The organism is Vibrio echinoideorum, from assembly GCF_024347455.1.
GTDB classification, from domain to species: Bacteria; Pseudomonadota; Gammaproteobacteria; order Enterobacterales; family Vibrionaceae; genus Vibrio; species Vibrio echinoideorum.
On record NZ_AP025484.1, the window covers coordinates 243,506 to 264,515 of the forward strand.

General features: G+C 44.7%; 18 protein-coding genes. 11 read left to right on the forward strand and 7 right to left on the reverse strand.

The window, feature by feature from the left end:
- Positions 1–233 precede the first annotated feature (233 nt).
- On the forward strand, positions 234–782 hold the full coding sequence (locus tag OCV36_RS17355; protein WP_135457048.1) for a carboxymuconolactone decarboxylase family protein: 549 nt from the start codon (positions 234–236) through the stop codon (positions 780–782).
- 93 nt (positions 783–875) lie between these two features.
- On the opposite strand, the gene OCV36_RS17360 is transcribed toward OCV36_RS17355, so the two are convergent.
- From OCV36_RS17360 to OCV36_RS17375, 4 genes are all read right to left on the reverse strand, one after another.
- Complete coding sequence (locus OCV36_RS17360) at positions 876–2,051, reverse strand: MalY/PatB family protein (RefSeq protein WP_135457050.1); 1,176 nt, start codon at positions 2,049–2,051, stop codon at positions 876–878.
- A gap of 12 nt (positions 2,052–2,063) precedes the next feature.
- Positions 2,064–3,545, reverse strand: a complete 1,482-nt coding sequence (nhaC, locus tag OCV36_RS17365; RefSeq protein ID WP_135457052.1) for a Na+/H+ antiporter NhaC — start codon at positions 3,543–3,545, stop codon at positions 2,064–2,066.
- Positions 3,546–3,690: 145 nt separating this feature from the next.
- Entirely contained in the window at positions 3,691–4,695 is a 1,005-nt protein-coding gene (locus OCV36_RS17370) for a LacI family DNA-binding transcriptional regulator (RefSeq protein WP_135457054.1), read from the reverse strand.
- A gap of 119 nt (positions 4,696–4,814) precedes the next feature.
- Complete coding sequence (locus tag OCV36_RS17375; protein WP_135457056.1) at positions 4,815–6,242, reverse strand: aminotransferase-like domain-containing protein; 1,428 nt, start codon at positions 6,240–6,242, stop codon at positions 4,815–4,817.
- Positions 6,243–6,366: 124 nt separating this feature from the next.
- Here OCV36_RS17375 and OCV36_RS17380 point away from each other — a divergent pair, with 124 nt between their 5' ends.
- Positions 6,367–7,266 carry a DMT family transporter gene (locus OCV36_RS17380; RefSeq protein ID WP_135457058.1) on the forward strand — a complete coding sequence of 300 codons (900 nt, stop codon included), beginning with the start codon at positions 6,367–6,369 and terminating at the stop codon, positions 7,264–7,266.
- Positions 7,267–7,423: 157 nt separating this feature from the next.
- Here the strand turns inward: OCV36_RS17380 and OCV36_RS17385 are convergent, their stop codons facing one another.
- Entirely contained in the window at positions 7,424–7,849 is a 426-nt protein-coding gene (locus OCV36_RS17385) for a DUF3010 family protein (RefSeq protein ID WP_010432976.1), read from the reverse strand.
- A gap of 544 nt (positions 7,850–8,393) precedes the next feature.
- Positions 8,394–8,741, reverse strand: coding sequence for a DUF3316 domain-containing protein (locus OCV36_RS17390; RefSeq protein WP_017076504.1), 348 nt, complete (start codon positions 8,739–8,741; stop codon positions 8,394–8,396).
- 261 nt (positions 8,742–9,002) lie between these two features.
- Here OCV36_RS17390 and OCV36_RS17395 point away from each other — a divergent pair, with 261 nt between their 5' ends.
- Both OCV36_RS17395 and OCV36_RS17400 read left to right on the forward strand, forming a co-directional pair.
- Complete coding sequence (locus tag OCV36_RS17395; protein WP_017076503.1) at positions 9,003–9,872, forward strand: LysR family transcriptional regulator; 870 nt, start codon at positions 9,003–9,005, stop codon at positions 9,870–9,872.
- A gap of 4 nt (positions 9,873–9,876) precedes the next feature.
- The gene (locus tag OCV36_RS17400) at positions 9,877–10,548 is read left to right on the forward strand and encodes an endonuclease III domain-containing protein (protein ID WP_135457060.1); all 672 of its coding nucleotides are present in this window, start codon (positions 9,877–9,879) and stop codon (positions 10,546–10,548) included.
- A gap of 152 nt (positions 10,549–10,700) precedes the next feature.
- On the opposite strand, the gene OCV36_RS17405 is transcribed toward OCV36_RS17400, so the two are convergent.
- A complete protein-coding gene (locus OCV36_RS17405; protein WP_135457062.1) occupies positions 10,701–12,362 on the reverse strand; it encodes a methyl-accepting chemotaxis protein in 1,662 nt (553 codons plus the stop codon).
- A 275-nt stretch (positions 12,363–12,637) separates the two neighbouring features.
- On the opposite strand from OCV36_RS17405, the gene OCV36_RS17410 reads away from it, so the two are divergent.
- The 7 genes from OCV36_RS17410 (at position 12,638) to OCV36_RS17440 (ending at position 20,899) form a co-directional block, all read left to right on the forward strand.
- Positions 12,638–13,150 carry an RNA methyltransferase gene (locus OCV36_RS17410; protein WP_017076500.1) on the forward strand — a complete coding sequence of 171 codons (513 nt, stop codon included), beginning with the start codon at positions 12,638–12,640 and terminating at the stop codon, positions 13,148–13,150.
- 86 nt (positions 13,151–13,236) lie between these two features.
- Entirely contained in the window at positions 13,237–14,073 is an 837-nt protein-coding gene (locus tag OCV36_RS17415; RefSeq protein ID WP_135457063.1) for an SGNH/GDSL hydrolase family protein, read from the forward strand.
- 100 nt (positions 14,074–14,173) lie between these two features.
- Positions 14,174–15,064 carry a LysR family transcriptional regulator gene (locus OCV36_RS17420; RefSeq protein WP_135457065.1) on the forward strand — a complete coding sequence of 297 codons (891 nt, stop codon included), beginning with the start codon at positions 14,174–14,176 and terminating at the stop codon, positions 15,062–15,064.
- 91 nt (positions 15,065–15,155) lie between these two features.
- Positions 15,156–16,181 (forward strand): N-acetyltransferase DgcN, encoded by a 1,026-nt coding sequence (dgcN, locus tag OCV36_RS17425; protein WP_135457067.1) that lies wholly within the window; start codon positions 15,156–15,158, stop codon positions 16,179–16,181.
- A gap of 24 nt (positions 16,182–16,205) precedes the next feature.
- The gene (gene dgcA / locus OCV36_RS17430; protein ID WP_135457069.1) at positions 16,206–17,192 is read left to right on the forward strand and encodes an N-acetyl-D-Glu racemase DgcA; all 987 of its coding nucleotides are present in this window, start codon (positions 16,206–16,208) and stop codon (positions 17,190–17,192) included.
- Positions 17,193–17,576: 384 nt separating this feature from the next.
- On the forward strand, positions 17,577–19,550 hold the full coding sequence (locus OCV36_RS17435) for an ATP-binding protein (RefSeq protein WP_135457071.1): 1,974 nt from the start codon (positions 17,577–17,579) through the stop codon (positions 19,548–19,550).
- Positions 19,547–20,899: a sigma-54-dependent transcriptional regulator gene (locus tag OCV36_RS17440; protein ID WP_135457072.1), complete on the forward strand. Its 1,353-nt coding sequence runs from the start codon at positions 19,547–19,549 to the stop codon at positions 20,897–20,899. The genes OCV36_RS17435 and OCV36_RS17440 overlap by 4 nt, the downstream gene beginning before the upstream one ends.
- The last annotated feature ends 111 nt before the right edge of the window (positions 20,900–21,010 follow it).

The window sequence follows — 21,010 nt, forward strand, 5'->3', positions numbered from 1 at the left end:
TACCTGGCGGGTTTTCTATTTTTAATCATGGGGTTAGGGTTGGCCCCTCAAAATAAAATCGGTTTTTCTTAATTGTTTATTCGATAAATAGACTGAAATTGAACGAATGTTCAAAATAACACCTGAACGATCGTTCTAATTTGATCTATATTGTTGTCACACCAACGGAGAATAATGATTAATTGCTCCGTGATTGAATAACTTTAGAATCATAAATTGATAGGGATAAAACAATGAGCAACTTCAAAATTCATTCAGTAGAATCAGCGCCAGAGCAAAGCCAACCTATTCTTGAAGGTGCTATAAAGCAAATGGGCAGAGTACCGGGCTTATTTGGTGTATTGGCTGAATCTCCAAACACACTTAAGGCTTACACTCAGCTTCACCAGGCGTTTAGTGACTCATCTTTCGATGCTGAAGAGCTAACGGTTGTTTGGCAAACCATTAACGTTGAACACGAATGTCACTACTGTGTTCCTGCACACACTGGCATTGCACATTCAATGAAGGTTGATCCTGTAATCACCGAAGCACTTCGTAATCGCACGGCTCTACCTACTGAAAAGCTGCAAGCACTGCATGACTTTACGCTGAGCATGGTACGCAACCGCGGCAATGTACCTGAAAGTGAAATGGCCGCATTTTTCGAAGCGGGCTATGGTCAGCAACAGGTGTTAGAAGTGATTCTTGGCTTGTCTCAGAAAGTAATCAGCAACTACGTAAACCGCGTTGCCAAAACGCCAGTAGACAAAGTATTTGAACAGTTCGCTTGGCAAGGTTAATTGCTCTTAATTAAGCTAGATATGATAATGATGAAAGCCCCACTCAGTAGAGTGGGGCTTTGTTGTTTGGAGCGGGTTACGATTTCTAGTTACTTACTTATCTACAACTAATGCTACTTTAAGTCGTACCAAAGCGTCTGCTAATACTTCTGCAGGACATCCTAGATTCAAGCGAATAAACCCTGAACCTTCTTCGCCAAAGGCACAACCCATACTCGGTACAATGCCGGCTGCAATGAGTTTTTGCTCAAGCTCAGTATCACTTAGTTTCATTGCACGGCAATCTAGCCATGCAAGATATGTCGCTTCGGGTTTAGTGAAACGAATATGAGGTAGTTCTGCTTTCAAGAATCCATGCAGCGTTTCGATGTTACCTTGCAAGTATTGCTTTAAGTCCGCTAGCCAAGTATCACACTCTTGGTATGCTGTGGTCGCTGCAGACATGGATAGGCTGTTGAAGCAATCCATGCCATGAGCATCCAAACGGCGAACAAACTGCTCCTTCAACTCCGAATTTGGAATGATGAAGTTTGAGATTCTCAATGATGACAAACCAAATGTTTTACTGGCCGCGGTCGCCACAATAAGTTTGTCGGTTAGCGAACTTGGCAAGCTTAACGTCGAATGGAATACATTAGGTGTTAGCGTTAGGTCGCTCCAAATTTCATCACTGATCAACCACACATTGTGTTTCTGGCAAAGCTCGGCAATTTGCATGATCTCTTGCTCGTCCCAGGCTCTACCGGTTGGGTTGTGTGGGTTGCAGAAAATCAACGCTTTGGCGCCACTCGCAAAGCAGTCTTCCAAATGTGCAAAATCAAGCTGGTAATGACCTTCTGATTCTATCAACGGGTTGTTTAACACCTTACGATCATTCAGTTCGATGATCTTACGAAATGAACCGTAGCCAGGACTTTGAATAACGATTTGATCGTTCTTTTCCGTGAGCATTTGCAGTGCCATCGCGATACCAGGAAGTACGCCATGTACCGTGGTGATCCACTCTCGTTTGATTTCTGTTCGATGTTGGTTTCTAAACCAATCGATCGCGGCTTGGTAGTAGTTATCCTGACGTTCTGAGTAACCAAAAATACCATGCGAGATATCTTGAGCTAAGCGATCTAATACTAGTTGAGGTGCTTGGAAATCATAGTCAGACACCCACATTGGCAGTAAATCGGCGCCTTCTAAGCCAAGCTTCTGCTCCATAAAGTCCCACTTTACCGATCCTGTGTTTCGGCGGTTAATCGTATTGTCGAAAGAATGCATAGGAAGCGAGCCTTATTTTGCGTTGTTAGCGGGTGCAGCGTTGTTAATAGTAGAAGTTTGTAGCGTGTCTTCTGCTTGTTCTGGCTTTGCACGTGCGATACCAAATCCAGTGAAACCATAAATCAGAGCGAAAATGACCCCGGTGTAACATTGGATTGCCCAAGGTAGGTAATCTAGCGTTGCAACACCTAGCGTACTCGCCATGTAAATACCTGCAGCAGTCCAAGGAACCAGTGGTTCGATGATTGTGCCTGCATCTTCGATGGTTCTAGATAGATTTTTAGTGTCGAGTCCCATCTTGCGGTAAGCGTTCTGGAACAGTTCACCAGGGATAAGAAGTGCTAATTTGCCGTCAGAGGTCGTGAATACAACGGTGATGGTTGCAATAACGGTTGATGCGATAAGTTGACCTGTTGAGTGGATAAGGTGCAGGAAACGACCCAGTACTACATTTAACGCGCCCGTCAGGCTTAAGATACCTGCAAAAGAGAAGGCACAGAAAACCAGTAGAATGGTGCTCATCATTGAGAACAGGCCACCACGGTTAAGCAGTTTTGATACGTCTGGGATTAGCGCATCGATCGCTGTTCCTTTTGCTTCGAACAATGAGACATTGAAGCCGTCAACATAAGCTTGGAAGCCTTGTTGTAGTGAGAAACCTTGTAAAACCATACCCAGTACAATCGCTAGCGCTGAAGCTCCTAACATCAGTGGTAGAACGGGTTTCTTAGTTAATGCTCCCCAAAGGATCATAATTGGTGGGATGATAAGGAAAATGCTGAAGTTATAAAGGCTATCTAGCCCTGCAAGGATTTGCGTTACTTTCTCTGGCTGACCAATGTTTGCCACATCAGCGCTTTGTCCTGCAAAGAAGAAGACAACTGAAGCAATCACAAAACCAGGCAGCGTAGTGTAAAGCATGTGCTGAATGTGTTCGTAAAGTGTGGTGCCTGAAACGACAGGCGCAAAGTTTGTTGAATCAGAAAGAGGCGAGATCTTGTCGCCAAAGTAAGCACCGGAGACAACAGCACCTGCGGCAGCAGCAAGTGACACATCTAAGCCTGCGGCGACACCCATCAATGCAACACCAACTGTACCTGCAGAACCCCATGAAGTACCAGTACATACCGAGACGATAGAAGTTACGAAGAATGCGGCGATCAGGATGTATTCAGCACTGATGACTTTAAGCCCCCAGTAAACCATGTATGGGATGGTGCCGCTGATCATCCAGCTGGCAATGAGGCCGCCTACGGAAACTAAAATCAAAATGACGGGCATGGCTTTAGCCAGTTTCTCAACAATGGCGTTGATGATGTCATCCCAGTTATAGCCCATTTTCCAAGCAATGCATGCAGTGAAAGTTGCAGAAATCAGTAGTAGAACTTCAATGCGAAGTCCTAAAACACCGTATCCAATAGCAAGCAGCGCAAACATAACGGCTATAGGCGCTAATGCTAATCCGAACGATGGTAGAGGCTTTGAGTTATTCATATTTGTTGTCCTCAGGTGAATGTAGGGTTTGTTCGGAATGGATAATAAGTGGGCTCTAACAATGAAAGTGCGACTTCAATATTGTTTTCATTTAAGCGGTTACATGAGGTTCGTACATGAGATTTCGGTCACGTTTTGTCTAATTTTAGCGCTTGATTGTCTTAACGGTCTGCCTTTCAACCAATGTCGCTTCGAATTTATGTTGCTTGGGAGGCGCGTATCCTGCGGCTTTAAGTTTTATGGCAAGGTTAGCCGCATAAGTCGACATCTCGTCGATAGGGTTGTGCATGGTGGTTAACCGAGGGTAAAGGTAGCGAGCGAGTAAAACATCATCAAAGCCGATGACTGAAATATCGTTGGGAACCGAGATACCTTGATCTTGTAAGCTCGTCATTAATCCGGCTGCCATAACATCATTAAAGGTGACGGCGGCTGTGACCTCTGGGCATTGGCTTACCAAGATGTCGCCTGCAGCTTCACCACCTGATTCACTAAAGTTTTGGTTGATGATCCAGTTTGATTGTATTTCGATATTGGCCGCTTTCATGGCTTCTTGGTAGCCTTGCAAACGGTCTGTTCTATCTTGGATTGGAAGGTCGCTCGAGACATAGGCAATTTTTCGATGTCCGAGTGTAATCAAATGTTGCACCGAGACTTGAGACCCGAGTTTGTTGTCTACCCACACTGAGCGATTTGATATCTGAGCAATAGTGCGATTGAGTAGCACCATTGCTGGCAGTTGAGAGGAGTAGCGAAGTAAGGTCACGTCATCGAGCATTTTCGAGTGAACCACCATTGCCTCACAGCCTTGGCTGATTAGGAAGTCGAGGCCTTCTTTCTCTCGCTGAGCATTGTGTCCGCCACTCACCACAACCAGCTGGTATCCGTTTGTTCTCGCGACTTCTTCAACGCTCTTGGCAACAAGCGCAAAGAAAGGGTCAGCTAAGTTGCCAGTCAATAAGCCTAACGTGTTGCTACTTCGACTTGCTAAAGCCGTGGCACGTGCATCTCGGTGGTAGTTGAGTTCTTTGATTGCACGTTCTACGCGCTCCAACGTGATAGGTTCGACATAGCAGGTACGGTTCATTACTCGTGAAACGGTTGCTGTTGAAACTCCGGCAAGTGCCGCTACATCTTTGATAGTTGCCACGTCGAACTCCGCTAGGCATAGAAAGGCTGCGAGTTTAGCGAATCTTTGCTGTTGAAAATGTTAATAAGGTCAAAGCTTGTTAACGCCAATTCTATGAGTTTAGCTAGGTCTCGCGACATTTAGCACGTATGCTTAGCGATTATCTTCGCTAATGTCACAACTCCTTCTTTCCACTCTTTGCTCTCTTCAATATTGGCGACAGTGAAGCGCAAGCAGTGTTTATATTGGTCATTCGTCCCAAACACAGTACCGGGTAAAATCCCTAACTTGTGCTTTAAACAATCTTGGTAGACGGCATAACTATCGACCGACTCAGGCAATGTTATCCAGTTTAAAAAAGAGCCTTCTGGCTTCGATAAATGATAACGCCCTTCAAGATGAGGATAGCTATCCAATGCTTGTATTAACAAGCTTTGAAACTGCTTTTGGTTGGTTTGGTAGAGTCGTTTCATTTTCGAAAGGTGACTGCGGTATTTTCCTGTTGTGAGGAATTGCCCCACAGCGGATTGCATCAGGTTTGAGCTGCCCATGTTGTCGCATAAAAGGTACTTTTCGACCAAAGGTTGGTAGCGCCCCGACAATAACCAACCGATTCGCAAGCGTGAGTCTAAGGTTTTAGACAGTGAGTTGACGTAGATGACTCTATCTTGGTCATCAAGCTCTTTGAGGCTAGCGATTGGTGTATCGAACGCCAAGCTACCGAACACATCGTCTTCGATAATTGGTAAAGATCCGGTGATCTCCAGTAATGCTTTTCGATTCGCCAATGGCATTCTTGAGCCGGTTGGGTTAGTAAAGTTTGGCGTTAGCAGTAAGGTTTTCACTTCCCATTTGTCCAACGCACTCTGTAGTGATGGGATATCAATACCGTGGCTAACGCTGCTTGGGATTTCAAGGGCTTGCAAGCCAAGTGATTCAAGTAAAAGTAGATTACCGAAATAACAGGGCGACTCGACCGCCACGATGTCACCGGGCTTGGTGAGCGCACGTAGTGCCAAACTGATCGCCTGTTGAGCGCCATGAGTAATCGCAATCTCTTTCGATCCCGCAGGCACGCCTAGATCATGGGTGATCTTTAATAATTGCTTTACTAATTGCTCGTCGCCGGGAGGTAATTGGTAATACCCAGGCAATTGAGTTTGTAATCGACTGTGGCGGCCAATCTCGGCATACAAGCTACGAATCGCAGGGTTGTTTATGTTCGGGTGCGCAGAACCTGCCAACAGTTTCAGACGACCTTTCGGGCGAGAGAGTACCGATTTGGTGACAGATAAGAGGTCCACTTTTTGAGGTTGGCTCGATGAATCCCAGCTGGTGGTATTGGGCGCTTTCACGCGATAGCCAGATTTAGGTACCGAGTAAACCCAACCCGTTGCTTCGAGTTCTTGATAGGCGCGAATCACGGTATTTTTACTTACGCCAAGCTGTTCGCTTAGTTGACGGATTGAGGGAAGACGATCGTCTGGGTGAAAGAGCCCTTTATCAATTTGAGCCTTAATATGTTGTTCGGTAGCAAGATATTTATTGCCGCTGAGTTCTGCTTCCACGTTTTTCTCCCTCGTTGCTCACTCTCAATCTGTAACCATTTAAAGTGTTATATCTGTGTCTTTATTAGTTATCTGTACCCAACTAAGGTAACAGCATTGATGAAGAGTTGACCAGAGGTTTGTAATGCTGATTAAAATGATTCCGTTCGTGTTTGTAATATTGTGGTCGTCAGGCTTTGTTGGCGCACGTCTTGGTGTGGAATATGCCGAACCCGCAACGTTACTCTCACTGAGGATGGTGGCCAACGTAGCGCTGTTCTTGGTTTTGATTGCAATCCTTAAGCGTCGTATCCCTCGTGGTCGCGCATTCTTCCACGCTTGTGTGGTTGGCATCTTGATTCATGGTTTTTATCTTGGTGGCACCTATCTGGCGATTGATATGGGTATGCCTGCCGGGTTAAGTTCTCTACTGGTTGGCTTACAACCGATTCTGACTGCCTTGATTATGATCAGCTGTACTTCACAGCGGTTTAACTTCGCACAATGGCTAGGATTAGCGCTCGGTTTTGCGGGTATTAGCTTGGTGTTGATGGGCAATATTGAATGGCAGTCAGACGACCAAAAAGGCCTGGCAACGTTATTGTGTTTGGTTTCTTTGGTGGGTATTACCTGCGGCACTCTGTATCAGAAGCGTTTCTGTCAGGGGACAGATATGGTCGGCGGCGCGATGGTGCAATACTTGGCTTCTGCTGCGTTGTTTCTACCGTTCGCAATGCGTTACGAAACTATGCAAGTGAACTGGACTGTAGAATTCACGCTAACGCTGATTTGGCTGGTGGTGGTTCTGTCTTGTGTTGCCATCCTTTTGCTGCTTTACATGGTAGAGCACGGTGCATCTTCAAGTGTGGCGTCGGTGTTTTACTTGGTTCCACCGACGACAGCTATTCAAGCTTGGCTTATCTTCGGTGAATCGTTCGATATCTATGGCGCAATGGGGTTTGCTCTGTCGGCCGCTGCGGTATATTTGGTGGTCAAAAAGCCAGAGCTATTCAAGTCTCGAAGACACGCTGCATTGAATCGCTGAGAATCGCTTAACCGTTAATAGTGAGCAAACATATAGCTTCAGCTATTGGATATAGGCTGAACGAGAAGTGTTAGGCCTAAAACTGACATGATAGATATGAAAAAAGAGCCTGAATATTCAGGCTCTTTTCGTTTGGATCATTTTTTTCGTCTATGAACTAGCGCTGCATCAAGCAAGCGTAAGCCGTTGTAAACGGTGCTTCTTGGTATTGCTTAAGGCCAGTTTCTTTAAACTTCATCATAAGAGGATTGCGCTTTAGGCTCTCTTTGATGTCAGCAGGTGATACAACTGTTACGTCTAGGCCGTCGATCAGTTGAATTGCTGCTTCTAGTTTGAAGCCAAAGCCACCGCCAGCAAATTTGCCTTTTGTTTGGCGTTGACGAATCACAACTTTGTCTACTTGGTAATCTTCCATCAACTTTGCAAAAGAGAATTGAAAGTCTTTCATATTCTGCGTGTCGTTTGCGTCGCTAATCGCAACCTTAGAAACTCGGCAATCAGGGATATTAAATACACCATCTGACAGAGAAAGAAGACAGATGACTGCATCGTTACCTTTGATTTCAACACCACAAATTTTCATGTTCATACCTATTTACTTTTGAGCCGTACATTATGGTGCTATTTCCAATACTTCTCCAGTGTTTGAGCATGTCTAGGGTAAATAAGTGCGATATTTGCTTTCTTCAGATCTTTTTCAAGTTGACGTTTGGTTAAGTATTCGACAGTTGATTCAAGGGTAACGTTTGCTATGCGACTAGGCTCACAAACTTTTAGCTAGCTTTTAAATTGATACTGTATATTATGCGCGCGTCCCTATTTACTGTGTGGTTATAAACCCCCTTATGAGTATCAACAACCTCTCAATTAAGAGTAAAATTGTGATTGAAGCGGCGCGCGCAGGCGAACAAGGTCGTGGTTTGGTCGTCAACCTGTCATGAGTAGCGAGAATCGAAATAGATTGATCAAACCGAATTGTCAGAAAAAAATAGCTAAAGAAGAATAAATCAAAAAGCCCGCACTCTATGAGTGCGGGCTTTCTTTTTATATACGGACTTTTTTGTTGAGATACAGGCTTTCATTTTAGACACGCAATGTGCTTTGCCGATCTAGTCAATAAGTCTGGGTTAGCTGCTGCGACCGTCTTTGTATGTGTAACGGTAGTCAACTTTTACATTCGCTTGGTAATGGATGTCGCCACTCATGTTAGTGATTTTTTTCACTTCCATATTCGCGTCATCAATCTTGAACGAATCGTATTTTGTTGTTTGTTGGAACTGTGGCAGTTCTCTAGAAAGCTCAAAAGGTGTCTTTGCGCTTAGCTCATCCATAAGGTTTGTTCCTGCATCGTATGCTTCCGCTTCAGTAACAAATGTATCAGATTTTAGCGTTGTTTCTTGAATCGTTGTTTTGGTTGCTGCAAACGCTGTCGTGCTGAGTACAAGAGTTGATGCAAGTATGATTAATTTTTTCATAGGAGTACCTTACTTTGTTGAAGTACCTGTGTTCCGGTACAGAACTAACATACCAATGAAGTGGTAAGATGAGTGTCAGAGGGAATGCTAAATTTGTTAGTGTTCGGTGAGGAATATTGAGAAATGTCAGGGCTTGGTTGGAATGATTTTGAGCGATTGTAGATGGTGAAGATTTATGCACAGAGCATAGCAAGCCAGTGACACTGATTTATAACTTCAATACACTGTATGGGTAACCATCGTTCAGAATAAGGTAAAGGTATGGCTAATTGGGAAGGGGTCAGTGAGTTTGTTGCAGTAGCAGAGCGTGAAAGTTTTACAGGTGCAGCGCAGAAGCTTGCTACGTCTGTGGCTCAAATCAGTCGCAGAGTGGCGAATCTTGAAGAGCGCTTAGCTGTGAAACTACTCAATCGAACGACTCGTAAGGTTTCCCTAACAGAAGCTGGCCAACTCTATTATCAGCAATGTAAGTTGTTGGTAGAAGGCTTAGAAATTGCAGAGTTAGCAGTAACCCAGATGCAATCTACACCCAAAGGTTTGCTCAAAGTGACCGCACCTGTGACCTATGGTGAGCGTCAACTAGCCCCAATACTCCATCAATTTTTAAAGCTTCACCCGCAGGTAGAACTTGAGTTGATGCTGACCAACCAAAAGCTCGACCTTATCGATTCTGGCGTTGATGTGGCGATTCGCCTTGGCCGATTAGAAGATTCAAGCCTCGTGGCCAAGAAGCTGTCTCAACGACAACTCTATGTATGTGCCAGCCCTGAGTACATTGAACGTTATGGTGAGCCGCATACGCTTTCTGAGTTGAGCAATCATCAATGTTTAGTGGGTGGTTTTGAACATTGGCGTTTCAAAGAGAATAATCGCCCTCGTTCGGTTCGTGTCAACGGGCGTATTAGGTGTAACAGTGGTCTAGCCTTGCTGGATGCAGCGAAGCAGAGCATTGGCTTGGTGCAATTACCAGAGTACTACGTGAGTGAAGACCTTGATTGTGGAGAGTTGGTTGAGGTGCTATCGGATTACCGAGACGACAAAGAGGGGATCTGGGCGCTTTATCCTCAGAACCGTAACTTGTCTTCAAAGGTTCGCTTATTAGTCGATTTCCTATCTGAGCAACTGGATTAGTTCTATGACGCCAAGCCACCGTAATGCAATCAGTCCAAACGACTTGATGCTCAGAGTGTTCGATACACTTGAGCAGCACTATGGCTATTTTGATTGGTGGCAAACGGATGCTCCTTACCAGGTAATGCTTGGCGCTATTTTGGTTCAGAACACCAATTGGAAGAATGCAGAGAAGGCGATAGATAACCTTGGAGAAGACTGTAATCCGAAAGCCGTTGCTATGATGGATATTGATGAGCTTGCCCAAAAGATTCGTTCTAGCGGTTACTACAATCAGAAAGCCATTAAGTTAAAGGCAGTGACGGAATGGTTTTCGAAGTACCAATACGATATGTCGGTGGTTCGTAAGCAGGACAAAGATCAGCTGCGAAAAGAGTTACTGGAAGTCAAAGGAATCGGCGGTGAAACGGCTGACGCGATTCTGGTGTACGCGATAGGTAAACCTTCTTTTGTGATTGATGCATACGCAAGAAGGATCTTCACTCGCAACGGGCTTGATGTCCCTAAATCGTATGAGAAATTCCGAGCTTTGATGGAGAGTGTGATTCCGTTGGATACACAAAGGTATGCTTACTATCATGGTTTATTGGTAGAGCACGGCCAGCAGTTTTGTAACCCAAAGCCCAAGTGTGAACATTGCCCACTGAATCAAGGTTGCGCTAAGGCAGGAGTTTGACTTTAGTTCGACTCAACGAGTTTACTGTATCAATATATCATTGGAATAAAAAACGGGCTTCAGAATCGTGATTCTGAAGCCCGTTTTTATGTAGTGCGAAAAATTTTATAGTTAAGTAGCGTTTGCTTGTTATTAACTAGACTGAAAATGTATTAAACCGTGAAGCGATCCACTAAGTGGTAAAGCTCATTCGCGCGGCTGTTTAGGTTCTGGCTACCTGTACGGTTTTGATTCGCCAGTGATGCCGATTGTGAGCTTTGATCTGAAATCACGACAATACGTTGTGATATCTCTTGGCCTACAATGTTTTGTTGTTCAGTCGCGGTTGCAATAAGCGAGTTCATGTCCATGATGGTATCAATCGACGCCTGAATTTTCGCCAGTGCTGCAGCAGCGGCATTCGCTTCTTCTACGGTTTGAGCACTTCGATTTTGGCTCGAATCCATGGCCTTTACGGCGGCATCTGAAGCGGCTTTTAGCTGTTGAATCATTTTGTGAATATCGCCCGTACTTTCTTGAGTACGACTTGCCAGTTTACGTACCTCATCCGCTACCACCGCAAATCCACGTCCTTGCTCACCAGCACGTGCGGCTTCAATCGCTGCATTCAGTGCTAACAAGTTGGTTTGCTCTGCAATATCTTGAATGACTGTCAGTGAAGACGAGATGTTTTGTACATCACCTTCAAGTCTAGATACCACAGTGTTCGCTTCTGATACTTCGCTGGCAAGGCCTGCAACCGAGTTTGCAGCCGCATTAACAATCTGTTGAGCTTCTTTGGCGTTGTTTTCCGCTTGTTTGGCTGAGTCTGCTGCTTGGCTTGCATTGCTTGAAATCTCTTGTGCCGTTGTGGTCATCTCGGTCATTGCCGTCGCGACCTGTTCTGTTTCTTCACGTTGGCCTGTGGCAATCTCGTCAACCTGTGCGGCGCGAGAAGACATGCTGCTGGTTTCTGATACGACTTGCTGGCCCACATCACTTACGCTACGAATGATGGTTTGCAGGCTAGCAACGAAGGCATTGAAGTTTTCGCTGAGCTTAGTGAACTCTGGTGCTTTGAACGCTTCCATTCGTGCGGTTAAATCGGCTTCACCACTAGCAAAGGCGCTAATCGAACGGTCAAACTGCTCAAGTGGCTGCATGATCGTACGATTAACAGCAACAGCGAATACAGCAACGACAAGAGCAATCAATCCACAGAAAATTGCGATAGCAGTTAATGAGCTTTGTAGAGCGACATTCGAGCTCTCTTTCATTTCTGCAATAACAGCATCGATATCATCGGTATAGAAGCCAGTACCAAGCATTAAGTCCCACTGTGGAACAAATACTGAGTAGCTTAGCTTTGGTAGCGCGACAGATTGCCCCGGTTTTGGGAAATAGTAAGTCGTGAATTCACCCAATTTGGAGTTCTTAATGAGGTCGCGGATTAAGTAGTTACCTTTCTTGTCTTGTAGGTCGAAGTAGTTGTTACCAATGCCATCGTTACTTTGCCCAACAACAACTCGGACACCTTTAGAGTCATAACCAAAAATATAGCCAGATTCGCCATATTCTAATGTTCTTAGTGTTGGTAGAGCTTCTTCAAGCGTTGCCCCTCTGTCCAAAAATGGGCTTATCGAAGAGTAGGCCATTTGGAGATACGCTTTGAGTTCCTTTTCTTTCATCGTCATCATATTGCTACGCGTCGATTCTACTTGCTGAGCCGTTAGCTCGGTGCTCTTCATATAAGTCACGCTCATCATCCCGATCGCCATTAGCAACAAGGGTATAAAGGAGAGAATATAGAGGCGATTCTTGATGGTTAGGGTCATGTCACGGTTCCTGTGCGATTGTCCAATGCAGTTTTCAACAGATTATTAATGTGGTTTCAAAATGTAAATGAACTTGTTGTTTAATTGTTACCCTAAATGGCATTTGTTTTGTAAATATGAAGGTGGTTCTGTTTTATTGCTCGCAGGCCTATGTAATCAAGGGCAGTGCGCATAACTATGAGGATCGTTTATGTGCTTTTGAATTGGACGTTGCTTTGTTAGAATGCGACGCTTTGTAGCACCCTGCTATGTCTATTCGTTAAGTGAGAAAATTCATGAACAAAAGCCATGTGACTATTGGTTTAACTAACCCAAAGAGCCCGACGAATGTTGGTGCTGTTATGCGTGCGGCTGGTTGTTACCAAGTCGACGAAGTTAAATACACAGGGCAACGCTACGAAAAAGCCGCTAAATTCCATACCGATACTAAGAGTGCAACGCGCACTATTCCGCTGACTAGTGTCGAGTCATTTTTAGATAACCTTGATACAGAAACACAAATTGTGTGTGTGGAACTAGCAGAAGGCGCAACGCCATTGCCGCGTTTTAAACATCCAGAAAATGCTATCTATATCTTTGGCCCTGAAGACGGTTCTATTTCTCAAGATGTGGCAGATAGAGCCGATCACGTTGTGTATGTACCAACGGTAGGCTGTATGAATTTAGCTGCGACGGTCAACGTGCTACTTTATGATCGCCTTGCGAAATCGGATGAAATGGACGAGAGCAACGAGCTGATTAAGAAAAGCCGTGATAATCGCAACCACTTATTAGTCAAAGAAAAGTAATTCTCCGCTTCTAGTGTTATCTATCCCTCATGCAATCGGATATTATCTGAGTTCACCACCAGATAATTGAAGGGTTAGATAACACCATGGAAGACAAGCAATTACTTGCCGCGCTACAACAAAATCCTGTCCTCGATTTATACCAGTTATTCCAAGAAGTCGGTCAAAACCACTCTTTATATGCTTTATTAGAGCGATTATCTTCCCTTAAAGAACAGCATCAATTGAATACTCGTCTTAGCCCTTTCAAGCCTCACATTGAAGGATTATTGGCTCAATTCGATAGCACCACGTCTGATAGTGAAATCCTCGAATCGGTCGCAATCCAGTCTGAGATTCAACAGCGAGGCCACAGCATGAGTCGCTACATCATGACATCAGATAATCACCGTCATTTTTCGCCAAAAGCGGATCTAGTCGTGTTTGGTGATTCGATCACTGAATGGGCTCCGTGGGCGGATATTTTCCGTGATGTCTCAATGGTCAACCGTGGCCTTGCGGGCGATACCACAACGGGCATGTTGCGCCGTATTGATACCACGTTGAACGTGAAGCCAAAGCTGGTGTGTTTTATGGCGGGAATTAACGATCTTGCACAAGGTTACAGCGTTGATCATATCTACCAAAACTATGTTGAGATACTGACAACATGGAGAGCTCAAGGTATTACTGTTCTTGTTCAATCAACGCTGCACGTAGGCAATAAACTACAAGGGTTGAATCCTCAAGTTTCAGAACTCAATAAAAGACTACAGGCTTATTGCCAACAACATGATATCGAGTTTTTGGATGTAAACCGTGTGCTAGCACCGAATCAATTACTATCCAATGAATACAGTTGTGATGACTTGCATTTGAATGCCAAGGCTTATCAAGTTTGGGCTGAGATTCTCCAACCTAAGATAGAAGCGTTATTAAAATAAACTCGCTCAGGTAACGGATTAGATAGCTGATTAGATAAGTGATTAAATAGTTAAACAGTTAAACAGTTAAATAGTTAAGTGAACCCAAAAGGACATTGATTTGAACCTAAGACAGTTGGAAGTCTTTTACGCCATCATGCAAACTGGCACCGTATCTGGAGCCGCACGTAATCTGCATGTGTCACAACCTAACGTGACGCGTATTCTGGCGCACACAGAGCAACAACTCGGCTTCGGTTTATTCGAGCGTGTTAAAGGGCGCTTAGTACCAACAGTTGAAGCGAAAACTTTGTTACCGGAAGCGGAGAAAGTCTACCAACAACTGGGTCAATTTCGTTCTTTGACCAACAAAGTCAAGCAAGGCCATCAGCACCTGCGTATTGGTGCACCACCGATTCTGGCGACCAAATTACTTACGCCAGTGATTGCCAAAATGTCTCGTGAGCAAGAGCTCTCTTTTGAGTTACTGACTGCCAACCGCGATGAACTCTGTGCAGGGCTGTTAAAACATGAGTTAGATATCGCTATCACGTTTGGCGATGAAGCGCCGCCTGCCATACTAAATGAAACGCTCTTAACCGAATCACTCAAGGTTTTGGCTCCTTCCAATACGGTTGATCATTTACCCGTCGAATTAACCCTCGATGATCTGATCAATTATCCGTTGCCAATCATCGGGCTCGATAGCCGTGACCCATTAGGGCTGCTGTTACATCAAAGCCTTATTGCGCGAGATGCGCATTATCACCATCCGATATCTGTACGTGGATACAGCGCGGCTGCGGAACTGGTGAAGCACCAAGCAGGGTTTGCGATTGTGGATCCGTGGACGGCGGGGCAGTATCAAAATGACGACTCGGTTTGTGTGTTGTCACTACAGCCGGATATACCATTCTCGGTATCGATGCTTTGCGCAGAGCACACCCCTCAGTCGATTTCCGTTAAGCAATTTATCGCTTCATTGAAGAGCCATACTCACCCTATAACTTAAGGTTATAGGCTCGCCATAAATAGGTATTCGGCAGCTACCAATTTCTTAATTAAAGTAAATCCATACAAGGACTTATTAATTAGGAACGCTCATGTCTATCGCTCAACCTTACCTTCTTTTTCTTGGGGATGTTACTGACCCACTCGCCGCAAAAACAGCTCGCGGTATTCACAAATGGCGACCAGAAATCTGTCTAGGCCAACTGCGTTTAACTGGCGATACCGTTTCACTCGGCTTAACGGACATGACGTTGCAAGAGACGCAAGCGCAGGGGGCGAAAACGCTAGTGATTGGCACGGCAAACTCTGGTGGCGTTATTCCTGACTCATGGCAGTCAACCTTAATGGCAGCTGCAGAAATGGGATTTGAGATTGCATCTGGCATGCACCAACGATTGAGTGAATTTTCACCGCTTGCTGACATGCAGCAACAAGGATTGACTAAGCTTCATGATGTACGCCATTTTGAAGGTGATCTCAAGGTAGGCAACGGTAAGCCTCGTCAAGGTAAGCGTCTTCTTACGGTCGGAACGGATTGTTCAGTCGGTAAAATGTTCTCGGCATTAGCCATTGAAAAGTCGCTTAAAGAAGCGGGTACATCAGCTCAGTTTAAAGCGACAGGGCAGACAGGTATTTTGATTGAAGGCTGCGGTATTTCGATTGATGCCGTCGTCGCAGATTTTATCTCTGGCGCGGTTGAAGCGATTAGCCCCGATTTTACCGACCATGATTGGGATATCATTGAAGGGCAAGGTTCATTGTTCAATCCGTCTTTTGCTGGTGTAAGTTTGGGCCTTTTACATGGCGCGCAAGCCGATGCCTTGGTATTGTGCCATGAAGTTGGAAGGCCACATATTCGCAATCTGCCACACGCGCAACTGCCAAGTATTGAACAGACTATTGAAGCTAACTTGCAAGCGGCGCGATTGACTAACCCAGATGCGAAACTATTTGGTATCTGTTTGAACACCTCGTCGATTAGCGTTGAAGATGCTGCGGCATTGTGCCAAGAATGGACCACACTATATCAAGTACCCGTGACGGACCCTGTGCGTTTTGGTGTACAACACATTACGAATCATTTGCGACTTCATCATTTCTACGTTTCCATTTGTTAAAGCGAACATCAACCGAGTGAAATTATGAAGATTACAGCAGAACCCATTACTATCGCGATGCAAACGCCGTTTCGCATCTCTCGCGGCAGCCGAACAGAGTGTCATGTTGTTCGTGTTCACATCGAACACGACGGCAAACAAGCTCAAGGGGAATGTACCCCCTACCCACGATATGGTGAGTCGTCGGAGTCTGTGTTAGCACAAATCCAACAAGCGTCTAGTGCGCTTGAAGCGATGTTTGAGCGAGGCATTACCGATTCCGCAGAGCTAAGAGATCATCTTCAGTCTTTATTGACTGGAGGGGCAGCGCGAAATGCTGTCGATTGTGCGCTTTGGGAACTTGAAGCCAAACAACATGACCAGGTCTTCCCGAATAGCCTGTTTGAGCTGCCAACGCAAATCATCACCGCGATGACTGTCTCAATTGGTACGCCAGAAGCGATGGCGACCCAAGCGCGAGATTATGTCGCAAACGGCGCAAAACTGCTGAAAGTGAAACTTGATGGTGAGCAAGTGGTGGAGCGTGTTCGCGCAGTCCGAGAAGTTGCGGAAGGTGTGACAATTGTATTGGATGCCAATGAAGCGTGGACAGGGTTGAATCTCGAAGAATTGTTTAACCAACTGACTGAATTTGATATTGCTATGATCGAACAGCCTCTGCCACAACAGCATGATGCATCATTGGCACACATCAAGCACCCGATTCCACTTTGTGCTGATGAAAGCTGTCATACCACTTCGCAACTTTCATCGTTGTTAGGCAAGTATGAGATGGTTAACATCAAGCTAGATAAAACCGGTGGTTTGACCGAAGCCTTGGTACTTGCTGAACAAGCTCAAAAGCTTGGCTTTACTCTGATGTCTGGTTGCATGCTCGGCACCTCATTGGCGATGCGCGCAGCACTACCTATTGCGGTTCAATCTGAGATTGTCGACCTTGATGGTCCGGTGTTACTTGGGCAAGATGTTACGCCAGCTTTAACTTATCGAGATGGGATGATCATTATCTAAGATCGTTCAGTTTCGGCTAGTTGATGGACATGACATAATAAATGAAATCGCATCAGTGAAAGCTTGTGCGATTTTTTAGATCTCTAAACCTTAACTTATTAAATAATCAAAGATTTTCCCTGATTGATTGAGAGTACTATTCGTATAATTTAAGGGCTTATTGATAAACTAATCACGTTTCTGTCGGTGGGGTCACTTTCTATTATCGCAAAACAGACAACCTAAGCTTTATAAAATAATTGTTATGATATCTTATGTAAAATGTTAATGATTACTCTTCATTTAATAGTTTCACTAAAGCTATCTGATGTGAGGTTGAGTAAGGTGTAAGCCCTAACTATTTGAATCACTGGCTAATTCATATTGGTTTTTGATGAGAATAAGGTGGGGCGAGTGAGTAGTCATGTCTCCAAAGCAATAGAGAATAAGGACAGTTTCGAACGCCCGTTTTCGATCAAAATTCCACGCCGAAAGTGGTTTGGTTGGAAAGGCATTGAACTACGGTTAGTGTTGGCATTAGCTATGCTATCAATGACCACTATCTTCCTTTCCGTGGTTTCAAGCTTCACTTTTGATGATTTAAACCAACGCCTTGTCGAGTTAAAAGAAAGTGAAATTCCTGCCTTAGATAATGCCGCCCGCCTCAATGATATGGTGCGAGTGATTATCACAACGTCGTCCCAACTCAGTGGCGCAGAATCCAATTTAGAACGTAAACAGGCGATGCTAAAAATTGAAGGTGCTATTTCAGAAATGAACAGCGTCATGGTTCAATTTCCTGATTATCACTCCTATTTTAAAGATCTTATTGCTCAAGTTAATAACAGCCTTAGCTTGTTGTATCAAAGTGAAATTGAGTCAGAACAGCTTAATCGAGAACTTCGTAATTTGCTTGAGGGCTTTTATCCTCTGTTGCAGCAAGCGAGTGATTCACTTGATCGTTTACCTGAGTCAGCCAAAACTCAAATCCAGTACACACAGTTAAAGTCTTTACTTTATTACCAATTAGGTTTGGTCGAAAAGCTGTATAACGACTCCAGTTTTAATGAGTTGGATTACACCAGCTACCGACTAGAGCAAGTAGGTGAAGAGTGGTGGCAACTCTGGGTCAGTGGGGATCTGAGACGTGACTTCCCAAAATTAGATCATCAATTAACCGTTATTTATAACCTTGCATCTAGCGACAGCAGTTTGTATGAACTCAAGAACAAAGCGCTCGATCATCTTTATCAAGAACAGTACTTTCTGCAAAATAGTCGTGAGCACCTGAATCAGCTCACCGTACAAATTGAAAGTAACACCAGTAAGGTGAACAGCAATATTGATCTGTCGATTCAGCAAGCGCAGCAGTCTTTGCAATCCAACCAACGTCTCTCTCTTTTTCTTTCTTTGTTTAGCGTATTGGCCGCCGCTGCCATTTCATGGTTCTACGTGCGAAAGAGTATTTTAGAAAGGCTGTTACAGCTGAAAGACAACATGTTTGCCATATCTACCGGCCATTTAGATACCGAAGTGTCCATTCGTGGCAAAGACGAAGTGACGCAAATGGCCAAGTACCTAAAGGTGTTCCAAACCACGGCCAAAATCGTTAAGCAAACCAATCGCAAATTAGAGGCTGAGGTTGAAGAACGAACCTTAGCAGAAGCCAAACTACGTGTTACTCAAGACGAATTAGTTCAAGCGGGAAAACTGGCCGCGTTGGGGCAGTTAAGTGTCGGGATCACTCACGAGATCAATCAACCTCTGACTGCCGTGAATAGCCATGTTCGAAGTGCTCAGCTTTGGTTAGGCAAACAAAGGCCAGACAGGGCGGAAGAAAACCTGAAAAAGATCGAGGTTTTGCTAGAAAAAGTAGCAGCGATCACTCGCCACTTGAAAGCGTTCTCGCGTAAGAGCGATGGCAAGATTGATAATGTGGAATTGGATAGGGTGATTGGTGATGCCATTGATCTCTTTGAAACCAGGCAGAGTACGGTCTCGATTCAGTATTCACCGCAAAGCTGGCTGATGGTGCGAGCCAACAGCATACGCTTGGAACAGGTACTGGTGAACTTGATCAGTAATGCATTGGATGCTGTTGAACATAAAGGCCAACCTCAACTCAATATTGCCACGAAAGATCTCACACACACAATTCAGATCTTAGTCAAAGACAATGGATTAGGGATTGCTGAAGAGGATATACCGCATTTGTTTGACCCCTTTTATACCCGCAAAACAACAGGCAAGGGGCTTGGGCTAGGCTTGTCTATCGCCTACAACATAATAAAAGACTTTGGTGGCTCGATTCACGTGGAATCGATTGAACACCAAGGCACAACATTTATCGTCACTTTACCAAAAGGCACAAGCTCATGATTTCAGACAAACACATAGTTCTCATAGACGATGAAATAGATGTCGTTGAAGCCGTGAGTGAAATGTTAGAGCTGGAAGGTTTTAGCGTCACCACTTTTACTGACCCGAACCTTGGCCTAAAGTCCCTTAAAGCGGACAGTCAGTCGGTGGTGTTGTGTGATGTACGCATGCCCAAAGTGGATGGGTTGACACTGTTAAGTTCGATTCAACACCGAGCGGCCAATGTTCCTGTGCTGCTGATGAGTGGTCACGGTGATATTCCGATGGCGATAGAGGCGATGAAGTTGGGTGCATTCGATTTTCTAGAAAAGCCCCTTAATGCGACTGAATTGGTGGAGAAACTCGATCTCGCGTTGGCGCAATGCCGGCACAATAGCCATAAAACATCAGGCGATAAAGAGAACATAGATCTATCCATTGAATCCGTGGTGATTGGCCAGTCAAAAGCGATGGACACCATACGTCAGCAAGTGCTCGCTTTGTCACATACCGGCGTCGATACCATCATTAATGGTGAAACCGGAACGGGTAAAGAGGTGATTGCTCGTGCTTTGCATCAATTTAGTCGTCGCAAGGCCAAACCGTTTGTGGCGATTAACTGCGGTGGTATGACAGAGAGCATTATTGAAAGTGAGCTGTTTGGTCATGAAGCGGGTTCGTTTACCAGTGCCAACAAAAAACGTATTGGCAAAATAGAACAAGCTAATGGTGGCACTTTGTTTCTTGATGAAATTGAGAGCATGCCGATTGCTGTGCAGATTAAACTGCTGCGCGTGATTCAAGAGCGAATGATCGAGCGTGTTGGCGGTAATGAATTAATACCTGTCGATATCGTGGTTGTAGCAGCCAGTAAAGCGGATCTCGCACGCCTTAGTGAGTCGGGTGGGTTCAGAGCCGATCTATTCTATCGCTTGAACATTGCGAGCTTAAACCTCCCAGCGCTGCGCCATAGAAAAGAAGATATTCAGGTACTTTTTCGACACTTTGTAATTCAAGCAAGCCAAAAATATAAGACACGCCCATCAACGATTTATCCTGAACAAATACAGCAGTTATGCCGACACGAATGGCCGGGTAATGTGCGCGAATTGCGTAATGTTGCCGACCGATTTGTGTTGGGTATTGTTGGTGATGGCTTTGATCTGCAATCACCGATTTGTGAAACCTTGGGTGAAGACTTTGCATTTGAGAAACAGATGGAGCAATACGAAAGAAACGTATTGACCGAAGCCTTAATTGAAAGTGCAGGCAACATCAATGAGGTTTCAAGCAAGCTGAACCTACCGCGCAAAACGCTTTATCGAAAAATGAAGAAACATCAATTGGATAAAGAAAGTTTCAAGGCTTAACCGGCTCAGTCGTTTAATGAAAGTAAAAAGTAAAATCACAAGTAAAAGCACAAGACAACAATGACCCATTTGGTTTAATTACGAATGATGAACTGTTTCAAGTAATTGTAA

Bases quoted from the DNA above. Each gene is read 5' to 3' on its own strand.
- OCV36_RS17355 (WP_135457048.1), top strand. From the start codon at position 234: ATGAGCAACTTCAAAATTCATTCAGTAGAATCAGCGCCAGAGCAAAGC.
- OCV36_RS17360 (WP_135457050.1), bottom strand. From the start codon at position 2,051: ATGCATTCTTTCGACAATACGATTAACCGCCGAAACACAGGATCGGTA.
- nhaC (WP_135457052.1), bottom strand. From the start codon at position 3,545: ATGAATAACTCAAAGCCTCTACCATCGTTCGGATTAGCATTAGCGCCT.
- OCV36_RS17380 (WP_135457058.1), top strand. From the start codon at position 6,367: ATGCTGATTAAAATGATTCCGTTCGTGTTTGTAATATTGTGGTCGTCA.
- OCV36_RS17385 (WP_010432976.1), bottom strand. From the start codon at position 7,849: ATGAAAATTTGTGGTGTTGAAATCAAAGGTAACGATGCAGTCATCTGT.
- OCV36_RS17390 (WP_017076504.1), bottom strand. From the start codon at position 8,741: ATGAAAAAATTAATCATACTTGCATCAACTCTTGTACTCAGCACGACA.
- OCV36_RS17395 (WP_017076503.1), top strand. From the start codon at position 9,003: ATGGCTAATTGGGAAGGGGTCAGTGAGTTTGTTGCAGTAGCAGAGCGT.
- OCV36_RS17400 (WP_135457060.1), top strand. From the start codon at position 9,877: ATGACGCCAAGCCACCGTAATGCAATCAGTCCAAACGACTTGATGCTC.
- OCV36_RS17405 (WP_135457062.1), bottom strand. From the start codon at position 12,362: ATGACCCTAACCATCAAGAATCGCCTCTATATTCTCTCCTTTATACCC.
- OCV36_RS17410 (WP_017076500.1), top strand. From the start codon at position 12,638: ATGAACAAAAGCCATGTGACTATTGGTTTAACTAACCCAAAGAGCCCG.
- OCV36_RS17415 (WP_135457063.1), top strand. From the start codon at position 13,237: ATGGAAGACAAGCAATTACTTGCCGCGCTACAACAAAATCCTGTCCTC.
- dgcN (WP_135457067.1), top strand. From the start codon at position 15,156: ATGTCTATCGCTCAACCTTACCTTCTTTTTCTTGGGGATGTTACTGAC.
- dgcA (WP_135457069.1), top strand. From the start codon at position 16,206: ATGAAGATTACAGCAGAACCCATTACTATCGCGATGCAAACGCCGTTT.
- OCV36_RS17440 (WP_135457072.1), top strand. From the start codon at position 19,547: ATGATTTCAGACAAACACATAGTTCTCATAGACGATGAAATAGATGTC.